This window comes from Pseudomonas viciae, from assembly GCF_004786035.1.
GTDB classification, from domain to species: Bacteria; Pseudomonadota; Gammaproteobacteria; order Pseudomonadales; family Pseudomonadaceae; genus Aquipseudomonas; species Aquipseudomonas viciae.
Genome location: NZ_CP035088.1, coordinates 817,029 through 830,998 on the forward strand (window position 1 = coordinate 817,029; position 13,970 = coordinate 830,998).

4 protein-coding genes are annotated in these 13,970 nt (G+C 59.8%); all 4 read right to left on the reverse strand.

Translation table 11 applies throughout. The annotated features are described in order from the left end of the window. Positions 1-52: 52 nt before the first annotated feature. Genes EPZ47_RS03625 through EPZ47_RS03645 form a run of 4 tightly spaced genes read right to left on the reverse strand, consistent with a single transcriptional unit; the run spans position 53 to position 13,833 of the window. A complete protein-coding gene (locus EPZ47_RS03625; RefSeq protein ID WP_135843574.1) occupies positions 53-2,881 on the reverse strand; it encodes an RHS repeat-associated core domain-containing protein in 2,829 nt (942 codons plus the stop codon). Next, positions 2,878-7,359: a SpvB/TcaC N-terminal domain-containing protein gene (locus EPZ47_RS03630; protein ID WP_135843575.1), complete on the reverse strand. Its 4,482-nt coding sequence runs from the start codon at positions 7,357-7,359 to the stop codon at positions 2,878-2,880. Before EPZ47_RS03630 ends, EPZ47_RS03625 begins: the two co-directional genes overlap by 4 nt. Then, positions 7,356-11,279, reverse strand: coding sequence for a Tc toxin subunit A-related protein (locus EPZ47_RS03635; protein WP_238346703.1), 3,924 nt, complete (start codon positions 11,277-11,279; stop codon positions 7,356-7,358). Before EPZ47_RS03635 ends, EPZ47_RS03630 begins: the two co-directional genes overlap by 4 nt. A gap of 34 nt (positions 11,280-11,313) precedes the next feature. Then, the gene (locus tag EPZ47_RS03645; protein WP_135843576.1) at positions 11,314-13,833 is read right to left on the reverse strand and encodes a Tc toxin subunit A; all 2,520 of its coding nucleotides are present in this window, start codon (positions 13,831-13,833) and stop codon (positions 11,314-11,316) included. Positions 13,834-13,970 lie beyond the last annotated feature (137 nt).

Sequence of the window (13,970 nt, forward strand, 5' to 3'; positions counted from 1 at the left end):
GGAACGCTTGAGTGATGGATTGATCATCTCTTGATTGGAGCGTTAATGAAGCCTAGGGGATGGAGTATCGGCCTAACGATTGGTTGTATTTGTTAAGTCGGAACAGCAGTTCCCGTCCACGTTGTATCGTCGCCCGGGTGGCGTGGATCTCGCGTTGTATTTCCGCGCGGCGTAGTGTGCGGCCCCCCGCCTGGTTGGTCATCCGGTCCAGGGTTCGATCCAGGGAGCCTTTTACACCGGGGGCATAGAATTGCTCCACGCCAAGGGTATCGAATGCCGTATTTATGGCGTTGGAGTCATGCTCCAGATTGTCATCGAGCTTCAGTAAGGCGTCGTTCAATCGTTCGATTTTCTGTCCCGGGACACCGTTCGAGTTTTTGGTCGCCTGGGTAGACGCTTCGAAGTTTGGAATCCACGCGCCCGGGATCCGAAGGCCCTTTGTCAGGATAAAACTGGTCACCAACAACGATATTTTTTTTTGTCCTTTGGAGGTGCGTGGGCTCAGATCCTTCATGGCCTTATGGGACTTCCTGATCAGGTCGTAGGAGGCGGTCCTGCCGTCATGCTCTATCTCCTCGGGGTCCAGTCGGCTGACCTGTGGATAGATCGACTCCGTCAGGTGTCGTGTTGCCTCTATTTTGCTGGCGACTGCGTGAGTCGCTTGAGAGGTGCCGCCCATGGCGGCCAATGAGGCGACCCATCCGCCAGGCGCTGCCAGCACGCCGGCCCCGAGCGAGATCAGGTTATTGAGTGCGTTGTAGGCGTAGGTTTGAAAAACCCTTTTGGTGATGTCCTTTGTGCGCATGCTGTTGTAGAGCTGATAGTTCAGCGTGCCGACCCGGTTATTCACCTCGGCCAGAATACCCGGGTAGGCGGCTATTTCGGCCTTGAGGTCATTGAATTCTTCTTTGTCGTGGCCGTTTGGATCGGTGTAGCGCAACGGGTTGTTTCCCACCATGCGATACAAGTTCAAGCCGTCGACCGCCCCCGCCGGATCTGGGCTGATCCAGCGCTGTAACCATGGCGCGTAGTACCTGTGCCCGTAGTAATACAGGCCGCTGGCATCGCGCTCCTTGCCGGAGTAGCGAATGGTCCGGTAGTCGGCCTCCACGGTTGAACGGGAGGCCGCCCAGGCGGTTCCACCGTAGGGCAAATAGCTTTCCTGGCTGATCAGCCACGCCTGGTCGTCGAGCTCCATTGAGCTGGAACCCAGGTGATCTTCGAGGCTATAGCGCAGTGGGTTGGCGGCGATGCCGGAGGGTCGGCCTTCAGTCCAGTGCAGATAACGGACGTTGTAACGACCGGCTTGCAGGGTAATGACTTCCAGGCGCTCGTTATGCCGGGTGCGGATTTCGAGGCCCGGCAAATAGCGGACTTCCCGGGTGTGAGTCACTGCCGACGCATAGGTCGTTTGTATCTTGCGTACCCGTTGACCCGTGCTGTCATAGGCATAGCGCTCAATGTCATCGCGGCCATCTTCGCGGTGAACCAAGACCACGCTGGCGAGTTGGTTGCGGGCGTTCCATTGCAGCGCCTGGCCTGGAGAGAGCATTTGCTGATTGCCGTGGACATCGAAGTTCGTGGGCACGTCGGGCATTGAGTGGCCCTTGTTCCAGGACAGGAGGCGATTGCTGGAGGCGGCAATGTTCAGTGTCCGGGTGTAGTTGTTACGCTCGCGAACATGGCGCAGTTCGATCAGGTTGCCTCCGGCGTCGTACTCGTAATGCTCGGTAAACTTGAACAGTTGTCGGGCGTCGAACGGTGTCCTGCTGAAGGCCGGAATATCAGGGTTGCTGGTCAGCCCCGCCGCCTCACGGCCCGTCGCGCTGATCAACTGGTAGAGGCTGTCGTAGGTGAATGTACCGATGGCGTCGACCCGCTGGTTACTGCCGAACTGCACCGGTTGGGCCCGGTCCTGGATTTGCGTCACGTTCCCCACCGCATCGTAGGTGTAGTGCAAATTCTGCAAGGTGCTGGCAGACACCGACGCGCTGAGCGAGGTCAGTCGACCGCTGGTCGGATCGAACACGGCGCGACTGACCACGCCATTGCCGGCCACTTGGGATTCGACCTGACCGAAGGCGTTGTAGACCAGATCCTTCACGATGACTTTCTCGGTCGCCGCGTCTTTTGGTTTCAGGCTCACGGACTTGAGTTGGCCTGCGATATCAAACGAGTAGCGCTGTCGGTGCTGGGCGGCGTCGAATTGCACGATAGGCGCTGCGAGGGCGTCATAGCGCCAGCGCGTCGTGTAGCCATGCCCCTTTTCCAGCAAGGCATCGCGATCTTTCTCATCGGCGGGCCAGTCCGGCTGGGTAACATCGGCGAGGAAGTGCCTGGTCTGGTCAAGCGGTTTGCCACAGAGCGCATATCCATTGATGAGCAGGCTGCCCGCGCTGTCATCGTGGCGGGTCAGTGCACCACACACATTACGCGCCGCCGATTCTGGCGAACTGTCGCCGTAGCGCAGGCATTCGACTCGACGCGGATCTTGATCGGGCGCGTGTTCGTGGATGGCGGTCGGCCTCAACTGATCATCGTAGGTGGTTCGCCATTGGGTGCCGCGCTGATCCCAGCTGCGCAGGACTTGTCCGGCGGCGCCAGGCAAACTCAGGCGCCAGCCGGCATCGACACTGTTCACCAACAGCGGCTTGCCGGAAAAGCTGTAGACGGTCGTCAGATTGGCGTCAGGTGTTTCGCCAGACCGCCGAGGGTCCCACTGCGCAACCTGCCTCCCGGTCGTGTCGTGGCGTTGGCGGGTGATGCGCGCTTGGGCTGTTTCGTCTGCGTTGCGCCGGCAGTAAGCGACCTGCCGCACGGGCTGTCCTCGGCTGTCGACCGCGTTGATCGTGGGCGTCTTGCGGTGAAGGCGTGGGTTCATGCTTGACCTCCGGTCGCCAGGGGGTGTTCTGGCATGACTTCTTCCAGTGTGTCGTTCTCGTCCTCGTCCAGGGTGTACCAGGGATGGCGGGTGTGCCGCCGCATTGGTGAGAGGCCATCACGTGTGGCAAGGCGCGTGCGGGTAGGGCGGCCCAATGCATCGTAGAACTGCTGGTCACAATGGCCGAACTGCCGCAAGGACTCGTCATTGATGTAGTGCGGCTGGTCGGCGAAGTAAGGACGATAGAGGCGGATCGGCAATCCCTTGCTGTTGTATTCCACCCGTTCGCTGACACGCCAGCGTTCAGCGGCGGTCTGCTCCAGTGGTTTTCCATCCTTGAGCGTCAGTGCTCCCTGGGCGTTGACGACACAGGCCATGCCCGGTTCGACCTGTTGCTTGCTTTGCAGCGTTCGACCGAAGCCATCGAAGCAAGTGATAGCGGTGCGGATTTGTTGCTGCTCGTCGTCGGGGTAACGGTCGGCGAGCAGCACGGCGATGTGCACCGGCTCGCGTACCAATGCATCAATTTGCTTTTTCAGTTTCACGTCATCGGCAGAGCGTATTGCAAGCGCCGCCAGCCGGGTTCGCGCCGAAGCGCGGATGTGCCCGCTGGGCAGCAGGTCACGGTTGGCCACGCACCGCGCCAGCCAGTCGGTGTCGGCCAATGCGGTGTCCGATATGCGCCCCATCCAACTGAAGGGCGCGTAATAGAGGGCGCTGGCAGCATCTTGCAGGGCTTGCCTGTTCTGTTTGATCGCCTCCGTCGGACTGTCGAATAGTGGCCGTTTGAACTGCGCTATGGGTTTGAAACCGACCGGTGCGTTGTTCTCGTTACCGTAAAAAGTCGTGGCCAGGACTTGGCCGAAGGCATCGACGAGACCTTCCTGTACGTTGCCGTTGGGATCGGTAATGCGCCATGGCTGGAGTGAACGGTAATCGTGGAGCGCCTGGGTGGCACAGCCATCGGGCTGTTTGAACGCGGTGATAAAACAGTGGCAGTTGTCGTAGCTGAACTCGGTCACACCATGGCTTTCACTCGCTTGCAGGGTCTGGATTTTGTAGAAGCCTTGCAATTGGGCGTAGGTCGCGAAGCCACTTTTGACTGACCAGAGTTTTTTGAGTGATGGGGTCGCCGGCAGGAAGCTCTCCATGCGGTGATAGCCCAGTCTTTCCAGCAGTTTTCCCTTGGGGCGGGCGTCCTGCGGCAAGAGATGGAAGGCTTTCAGGGTTGTTTCGTCCAGCTCGACGCTTTCCAGATGGTCGCCCAGGGCCTCGAAGTGAGCGACGCCGTCCGGCAGGGTTTCTGCGGTTGTGGCGTCCTTGTAGCGTTGCACGGACAGGCCTGTCAGGACACTTTGGGTGGTCCAGGTGGTTTCCTGGGTGAGTTCGATGAGCGTCTCATGTGTCATGTCCTGCGTGGCCAGCCCACCGTCTTCAGGGGCCTTGGGGCGTTCCAGGGCATTCGTCCGCTGGCGATAAGGCAGGCCCAGTCGCCAACCCTGAGGGGCTTGCAGATGGATGAATTCGGCACGGGTTTCGGTCAGGTAGTGGACCTGTTGCGCCGGATCATGGGCATCGCACCACCATTGCTGTTGGTCGGTATCGCTGAACGGCGGGGTGTCGCTGGCGGTTTTGCGTCGGGCGTAATGGACGTTGACGCTGTGAGTCAGCGAGCCAAACAGGTCGTGCTGCAGATTGAAGGTGTGCTGGCATTGCGGGTCGTCGCTCAGGCCTTCGTACTGATAGTGGATGGACTCCAGCAGCAGCGGCAACATCCGGGCATAGCGCTGTTTGCCGCCGGGGGCCTGGAGCAAACGTATCGCGTAGCGGTTTTCCTGGACCGAATACAACGTCCTGCTGTTCCGGTGAGGATCGATTGCGAAGACCTCGCTTCGCAGCAAATGACCGCTCAGGGCGCGGGACATTTCCAGGGTCGTCGCTGCGGTGGGCGAGGCCATGGGTGTGTCATTGCCGGTCTCGGGCTGGTATTGGCAAGGCAGGGGCTTGCCCAATGGCACGGCCAATGGGTCGACGCGGCTGTAACCGATTCGAGGCAGGTCCAGCGCTTGCCCGGTGTGAAACCAGGTCTTGGTCAGGCAAGGTGCGGTGAAGTCTGGCGAGTCAGTATCTTCGCAGGTGGTTTCATTGTCGGTTTGCAGCAAGAGGCCAAAGCCGCGAAATTCCCGTTCGACACCGTCGTAGTAGCCTTGGCGATAGGCGAATGTCTGCGACAGTCGATTACCCGTGATCTCATCCACCTGGGTCTGGCTCGACACCAGATGCAGGACCAGTGGTACATGGCAGGTAGGGGGCGTGTCGGTGGCTAATCTTTCGACTTTTTCATCGAGCCATTCCTGCGCCGAGCTGCGGTAGCTGATGCTGTTGGCGGCGCCCATATTGTTGTTGGTGCCGGTGAGCAGATAGGGTTTTTCGCTGACGAAGTCATAGCGCCAATGTTGTTGGGGCGTCATGTGTGGCGCGCTCAGGATCAGGCTGGAACAGCCGAGCCCTTGCAGGTCGGTGATGCTCACCTGGCATAAGCGATCGTAGCGCAGGCCTTGTGGCCAGGGCAGCGCAACGGGAGAGTTGAAGCCGTTGCCGCCGCGGTTCATGAAGATCAGCGCCTGATCGGCTTGCAGGTAGATCAGGTCGGCGGCGCCGGAGCCATCCAGGTCCGCCAGACGGACCCGCGAGGCGTCGAAGCTTTCGTAGGCAAGGCCCGGCGAACCCAGCACGATGCCTCTGCCGAAACGTCCACGCCCCAGGTTGGGCCAGCACTTCACTTCGTCATGACGGATGCGCACCAGGTGCGGTTGCCCACTGCCCAGCATGTCGCTGAAGGCCACCAGCTCGCAGGGCGAAGGGCTGAGCAACGCCAGGGTGTCGTCATCTTCGTGGCGGCGCACTTCTCGCGCTGGCGCAAACCCATGTTCGCGCTGATTGGCGTACAGGCGCACGCTGCGCGGGCCGATCAACGCCAGGTCACTGAGACCGGCGCCCATCAGGTCGGCCAACTGCCCTTGTGGCTGAAAAAACTCTGCGGGGAACGCCTTGAACGTGGCGAAGTCCGACCAGTCTCGGTTGGGGCCCAGGGAGAAAAAACCACTCAACCCCGGCGCGGCAACGACCCAATCCAAGCGACCGTCGCCGGTCAGGTCACTCAGTGACTGGCCCATGGGTTTGGCCGGGTCGGCCACAGGAATGCGCGGCAACGGCCGCCATTGGTCGTAAGCCACTTCATCGCTTTGGGCCTTGGCCCGCATGGGTTCGCGGTAATACCAACCGGCATCGCTTCGACAGAGCACCCCCGGCAGGCCTTCGCCGTACAGATCCACCAGTTGATAGCCTTGCGTTTCGTTGAACCGCGGCATGTGGTGCCAGGATTGGGCTTCAAACGGGAGCTTGAACTCGCTGTAGCTGAACTCGACAGGAGGACGATTGGCAATGGTCGGCGAGTCGTCGAACGCTTGGTCATGGGCTGCGATCAGGTGGTGATAGCCCAGGTGCGTTTGGCGGTATTCGAGTAGCAGGCGGCGCACCAGAACGGGAGCACTCCCCAATTCATCGGGAAAGCGGTGAAACATCAACACTTGGTGGCACAACCGTTGTGTGCGGAGTTCAAAGCCGTAGGCGAAGCTGGAACATGCATCGCTGCGGGTTTGCCACGGCTGGCCTTCATAGCGTGGTTGCTGCGAGTACTCCGTGCTGCGCTCGCCATAGTCGAACAGCAATTCGAAATGCCATTGCACCGGCTTCAACCGTTCGCTTGTCCACGAATAGAGGTTCGCATCGGCCGCGAAATTGCCATAGCTCACCCGGCTCAGGTAGCGCTGGGCCGTTGCGTCTGCCTGGTATTGGTAGAGGATGTGCTCGCCGTGGGCGTTCAGGCTTTCTTCCAATAACCATTCGCCTACCCGATTGGCATCTTCAGGATCGGCCCGGCGCGATGCCGGATTTTTTCCGAACACATGGAGGCTGCCGTCGGCGCCGTGTACCAGCCAGAAACCCGCTTTGTCATGCTCCGATGCCCAGCGCTCAATGCGGTCGAAGCTGCTTTCAATGCTCGGGAAGTGGCGCGTTACCGTGTAGGTCCTGCCCAGGTCCAGCGTGTTGTAGCGGTCGATCCGCGTTGAGCGTACGGCGCCCTGTGGATCTCGCTCGGGCAACCACACCACGCCGCTTGGACCGAGGATCTCGTCATCTTCGGTGTAGGCCGGCACACCCTGGCTGGTGCGGCGCGCCACGCAGGGTAATGACAGCCCCCAGCCGAGGCCGAACACGCCGTTGCCGGCCGAACTGACATACCCCAGCGACAAGGAGGGCGCAAAGCCGCGCCCCGGCGAAATCGGCAGGGCAAGCTCATAGGAAGCCGTGCCGTGGGCGCCGATGGTGCCCCAACCCTTGCCGATGCTCTGGATGGCGCCGCCGCCCTTGGGCAACGCTGGCATGGTCACGGGCAATACATTGGGTTCACTCATCGCGAACCTCCGCCGGCCCTGGCCGTGTAGCTCACATGCACGATGATGTCGGTCAGGGACTCAAGCATGTCCTTTTGTGCTTCGGGGTTTGGGAAGGTCAGGCACCACGTGGAGATCGCCCCGGTGTATTCGAAAGGCAGATAGCGTTCATCGTTGAAAGCCAGGGTGAACAGGCCGTTATCGTCGACCCCGGTGGAAAGCGCGATCTGTTGGTTGGCGCGGCGGCTTTCCAGGGCTGGGCCCTCTGGCGACAGGAACACTTTGCTGGCGGTCTGGGTCAGCGTGGCCCGGATGTTTTCATACGGGCCGACGATGGCCGGCAAGGAGACGCTGATGGTTCTGATGCGCCGCAGGTAATGCTGCTGATCCTTGTAGTCGTCTTCGAACAGCTCGTGGGTCAGCTCGAATTCGCACTTGCCCGCCCTCAGGTCGGCGTGAAGCTGTGCCCAGTCTTGGTTGATCGTGCTGGTTGTGGTTTTGCTCTTCAACTGACGCAGCGATACCGTCTTGCGAATTTCCAGCTCGCGTACGTTCGCTCGCAAGTACTCGGCCTGCATGTTCAACAGGGTCAGTTTCAACTGCTCGCCCGCGCCGAGTCCTCGATAGGTTGCATTCCAGGTGCCGGGTTGAATGAAGCGCCTGTTGAAGTCCGCCAATTCATACTGCCAGCAGGCTTCGGCGGCCAGGCACAGCGCCAGTGTTGCGTCGTAGGCTTGGCGGTAGAGTGTGGCAAATTGGCTGTTCAGCCATTGGTACAGTTGCGTTTTGGTAAAGCGCTTGCGGAAAAAGTCGTAGTTGGCCTTGGCCTGGTTCAGGCTCGATTCAGCCAGGCGTAGTTGCAGGCGCGTGGCCGTTTCCTGCTCGGCGAAATGCGCCAGTTGCGCATCGATCTGGTGCAGTTCGAGCAAAGCCTGATGGCGAGCCAGGATCCACTCCTCCCGGCGACGACTGAACTGCGCGGTACGGTCGAGATGGGCTGCGGAGGTACGATGGGAGACGGCGGCGCCTTGGGCGAGGGCAGTGGTCGTGTGCAGCGCACCTTCCCAGCGACAGCCGCCATTGCTGAAACCGAAAATGTTGGGCGTCATCATGAGCCCGCCCGCCACGACCTGGGCGCGGGATACATCGAGCTCGAATCCGCCGCTGCGCAAGTACAGGTGACTGGCCTGCCGCTCGGCCTCACTGATGCCTTGTTCCAGCAAGTGATGGTAGTGGCTGGCCCGGTTCTGGATGATCGCTTTACTGGCCAACAGCGCCTGGCGGTTATGACGATCGACGTTCAGTGCCTGGCGTTGCAGGTCGACGGAGATTTTCGCCAGGTCCCAGGCTTGCTGTTGTTGAAGTTCCTGCAATTGCGCCTGTTCTTTGCGTTCGATCAGAGAAAGCAGCGTGGCGCCGAACTGGCTGAGGCTTTCAACCGCACCCTGGGCCTGGCTGTGCATGACCGTGAAACGATAGTGCGCATGGTTTATGTCTGGCAGTCCTTGTGCGGCATTGCTCGGGATATTCAGGGTGTGGGCGCCGGGCAACGCGCGAGGGTCCAGCGGGGCCGCGAATATCGGCAAGTGCAGCGGTTTGCCGGCGATATCGAGGTTATGCCGCAGGTTGTACAAGCGACTTTCGGTCATGTCCCAGCGCTTGAGCAGCTCGGGGTTGAACGGCAAGCGCAACTGCGCACTGTCGATGCCCGGTAAGGTGGGCTGTGAACTGTCTTTGCGAATCAGCAACGTGGGGGTGGCACTTGAGCGGGCCAGTGAGCGTTCAAATGTGCGCAGGTGGCTGTTGGTTGTTTCGCTCAACGTCTGCAGGCTGACGGTGTTCCACTGATCGACCGGCTGCACGACTGGCCGTGGCCCCAGCAGGTCCAGTGCTCGTACATACCACAGCTTCGCCTCGCTCAGGCTATCGGCGGTCTGCTCGCGGTAGGCGGCGTCGCCACGGTTGATCAGGATATCCAGATAGAGAAAGTACAGCGCCTTGCGAAAGTGTACCGGATGACTCAGGGCAATCTGGTGCGGGTCATGGGGGGCCTGATCGGCATAGGCTGAGGTGTGGGTGCCGACCAACGGGACACTCTTCCAACACGCATCACTCCCACGCCCCGGATCGAAGACATAGCGCAGCCAGCGTTCGGCCTCCTCGTAGCGGTGTTCGTTGCTCAATCGATCGGCGACCAGCCACGGTACGTAGAGAAATAGCTCCGTGAAGTAACGACCATAAGGCCCATGGAAGTCCATCCGCGTGCTGGGAGCACCTGGCAAGTCGGGTTCCGGCAGGTGTTGCGTCTCCCAATCGAACAGTTCATCCAGGCTGTTTTCGGTTCGCCGGATCAGTTCTGCGGCGAACACGGTGTTCAACCTGATCGGCTGGCGTGGTTGGTCTTGGGCGTCGCTGTCACTGATCGCGGAGTTGGAAAAATCCAGCAGTTGGCTGGTGCCCAGGCTTGATCTCACAGAGGTGATGTCGGGGGTGAGGCGTTTGGCAGGGGGATCCTGCTCCAAGCGGATACCCGTTTCCGTTGCCGTTTCAAGGCTCGCTTCTTTGGTGTTCCGTTGAGCGCCAGTGGCTGTGGCCTCGGTTTGTGCGCTGTAGTAGACATCGGTGACAGGCAGCTTGCCTTGTGCCCCGGTGTAAACATCAGTGGCCGGTGACTCTTCTTTGGTTTGCAGGGGCACCTTGGCCTGAATGCGGTGGGCACTGCTGTCCAGGAGTGCTTGCTCAGCGCTTGGGTACTGCAGGTACTTTTTTGTCCCTGGTGCTTTTGCTGTGTGTGAACGATCAGCTTCGTGGCTGAGGTTTTTATCGATGCAAGTCGTTTCAATGAAAATGAAGTGGTTGGCCGAGTCGGTCTGGGAGCCCCTGACACACAACGCGAGGAAGAGTAAGTGCTGCGAACCTTTGCGCTGATGTGTTGCAACACTACCCAACAGCGGCTTGATGGCCTGCACGTCCTTGTCGCGCAGCGCTTTGTCCTGGCAATAGCCTTGCAGGCAAACACGCGGGGTGCTCCAACTGCCATCCTGTTTTTTGTAACACAGGCTCAGGCGCAACAGCGGCGCGCTCGGGCCTGGCTGGGCTGTGCTTGAGTCCGTGTGGGCAATGCGGGTGGCCGGATCCTGATGGATGCATTCAGCCCATATGACGAACAAGCGATTGTTGAACCAGACCGTGCGTATCGAGTGTTCGGCCGCGCTGTCGGGGATGGGCACGTCGGCCTTTTCCCAGTCCGACCAGGCGTATGGATCCGGCGGGTCAAGTTTGGGTGGGGTAGCGGGCGGTTGCGGCGGGGTACCATCGAGGGGGCGTTGAGCCATGTCCAGGGAACGCCAGAAGTAGGTGTTTTCGGACCTTGATTTGGCAATGAAGTAATAGGTGCTGTTGGCGAAGTCCTCGCCGTCGACGTAGCCATTGAGAATATTCAGGTTGGCGACTTCTTCGAGTCGGCTCAGGTAGGCCATGACTGCCGACTGAACCGCATCGGGTTGGATCCGGTGCTGGTTGAGGTCGTTTTCCAGTTGCCGGAAGTTGGCGCTCTTGTTGGCCCTGAGCGATGGCTCCAGATACGCGGCGGGAAAGTAGAGCAGCTTTTGATGGGCCGCCCAGCTCGGGTACTGATGCATCTCGTTGCGCCACGTGCGCAGGTGTTCGGTGGTTATGTCATCCGAGTCGTAACCGGGCTCCATGTTCATCAGGATCCGATGGATGTATTGCTGCAGGCTGGCAATGGCGCACGCCACGGGCGTGGTGGGCACATCCTGGCTGACTAGCACGTCGAGCAACCAGTATTCGTAGAGGTCCTGGGCCGTCTTGAGCTTCAGGTTCCTTGTCGTGGCGTTATTGGGCACGACCTTGTTCAGGTAGAACGCCAACTGTGCATCGCGCAGGCTTTCATCAAGCTGCTTTTTTATGGCAACGGTCATATTCAATCCTTGAATGTCGAAGGGGGGGCGGGTGTCAGTGGCAGGCCGCGATCAGTGTTTCACCGACGGTCTTCCAGTCCGAGGTCGCGCTGTCGGCGTTTAGTGCGGTTGCCTTGAGCAAGAGACTGGCCGACAGTCCTGTACTTTTGCAGCAGGCCTGGCAACGCATGACCCAATCCACGGCCTCCATTGATGTGGCGCGTTTGTGCTGCAATTGCGCGGTCAGGCAGCTCACTTCATCGGTGCTCCACTCCAGAAGCCTGGCCAGCAGGCGGTTGGCATCCTCCTCCGGGTCCTGCGTTCGTTGGTTGGCAAGGTGCAAGTAATGCAACAGGCTTTCTTCTGACTGCGCGTGATGGCGAGCGCAGTGGCTGAAGCGTTCGAGCAGGTACCGCGTGTGTGGCGTCAACGTTCCCGAACTCTTGGAAGTCAGCCACTTTGGCTTGTTCATCAACTGCTGGAGTGTGCTGCTGCCCAGGTGCAATCCATGGCAGGCCTGGGCCGCGCGAAGCACCGTCGCCAACAGGAACGGCATTTTCCCCGGGGAGGCCTTGATGGCCTCGACAATCGCCATGGCGCTGGTGTCGGCCATTTGCAGTACGGCGGGAACATATTCGGCGGACACGTCAGCCATGTCGTGCAGCAGGGTTTCCACCAGGCGTCGCTCATCGCCGAGGTTGGCGTCTGCCAGCAGTGTCGCCAGTCGCTTCTCCAGGTTCTGATTCAGCGGCAGGTCATTTTCCGTGGTGTCGAACAGGCGACACCATTGCAGCACATCACGGTTGTTTTGCCTGAGCCAGTCGACGGCCCAATCCAATGCCATCAGCACGTCGAGCATGTCGGGGCTCAGGGATTTATACGTGCGCAGTGACCCGGTCACCAAGGTTTTGCAGAAATGTTCCCCGCCCAATAAATGGGCCAGTTCTGTGCACTCCAAGGGCGTGAGCCCGAACATCCGCGCGATACGGGCCTGGCGATAGAGTGACGAGACAGTGGATAAATCATGTTTCAACGATGAAAGGTGTTTCTCGGCCTGTTTGGCAAGCAGCAGCAGCGAATCCTGCGTGATGGGAAGTCCAAGGCCGGCACTGAGATAGCTGAAGGTCTTGAGGTCCGTCGTGGCAAGGTCTTCAACCTGAGGGTGTTCAAGCAGTTGGGTGCGATTGAACACTTGGTCGAACAACGGAACGCGCTCACCACAAGCATGGGTCGGCATGTCATGCAGTAGCGAAGCAAATTCTTCAGGCGCGATGCCATGGCGCTGATTCAGGTACCGATAGACCCCTAGCGTGCGCAAGGTATTGGTGTTGAGCGCCATCGTTGTGCTGCCTTCGGCGCGCAGGGCATTGACGATCAGCGTATCCAGTTCGGCAACGGGAATACCGGTCCAGCGGTGCAGTCGGATCATTCGCTGCAAGCGGGCCAGACGTTCACGGGATACATGGGTAAAGGTCTTCGCTGAATTGAGGAGCGCCAGGGCTGGCGTCGAGGCCGGCCAGTTGATGTAGGCGGCCCCATAATTGGAATGGTTGGAGGATGGGCTGTTGGTTGAGGGGCGAGGGCGGTAGGTGCCTTGCGCCAGCAGTTGCTCCAGCTGGTCGGTCGTCAGCCCGGTGCGTGCCTTGAAGAACTCGGGATCATCCAGCAGATTGATATTTTCAATGCCATAGCTTTTCCTCAGGATGCCGATGTTGGCATCTGGACCGGGCGGTTCGATCAGGAGTATCTGCTGCTCTGGACTGAGCCCGGACAGCAGTTTTTGCGCCTCGATACGCGATTGCGAAACGACCCCGTAAACGGTGTCGCCTGGGGCAAACGGCACCTTCAGGCTCGCCCGATAATTCAACTCGCCGAGGGCCGGTTTGTTTGCGCCCAGCCCAAGCAGGCATTGGTGATGATGCAGGTCGTAGGGCAGGGTGAAGGGGTAATGTTCGCTGGCCAGTACTTCGTGGACGGTCTTGCCGGTGTCTGCCAGGTGCGCCTCGATATGGCTGCGCAAGGTTTCATTGACGATGCCGAGCATTGGTTGCGCGACGAAGGCACTCTGCCGATTGATCTCTAACCCTTTGAGATCCGGTCGACGTTGTTCCAAGGTGATTTTGTCGGCGGACGGGGAGGCTTTTTCCAGCTGCCCGGCAAACAGATACAGCGCCCGCAGATAGGCCACGGGGGAGTCGAATGCGGTGATATCGCCTTCGTTGCAGAATTGATCCCAATTCTCTTTGAACAGCGCCTGATAGCGAGTGGACTCCGATAGCGTGTTCGAGCCCAGGCTGCGGCGCACGCGCTGGCTGGTGTCGTTGGAGGATATTTGCTGCTCTTGATACAGGCGACTGATCTGGCCGGCATAGCACGCCGCGTTGTCATAGACCTGCCCGGCATCCACGTCTGTGTGCTGGCCGAGCTCAAGGGCGAACTGCGTCTTGCCCATGCGCATGATGTCGAAAACCGAGTTCAGTCCCATGCGCTGCAGGGCGGTTCTGAAGTCGGTGTTGTCCTTGCCGATGGGGGCTTCGATGAGCCTGTGCAACAGAGAGTCGTCGCTTACGTCCATGTGTTGTCCATCTCCTGTTCGAACGAAATGTTCGGGTTCAGGAAACCGTACAGGAGCGCGCAATAAAAGGCGGTAGGACGAGGGCGGAGGATGTGTACGAAAGGGCGATGCGTGGTCTGTTCTGATGCAAACCCTGT

Bases quoted from the DNA above. Each gene is read 5' to 3' on its own strand.
- EPZ47_RS03645 (WP_135843576.1), bottom strand. From the start codon at position 13,833: ATGGACGTAAGCGACGACTCTCTGTTGCACAGGCTCATCGAAGCCCCC.
- EPZ47_RS03635 (WP_238346703.1), bottom strand. From the start codon at position 11,279: ATGACCGTTGCCATAAAAAAGCAGCTTGATGAAAGCCTGCGCGATGCA.
- EPZ47_RS03625 (WP_135843574.1), bottom strand. From the start codon at position 2,881: ATGAACCCACGCCTTCACCGCAAGACGCCCACGATCAACGCGGTCGAC.
- EPZ47_RS03630 (WP_135843575.1), bottom strand. From the start codon at position 7,359: ATGAGTGAACCCAATGTATTGCCCGTGACCATGCCAGCGTTGCCCAAG.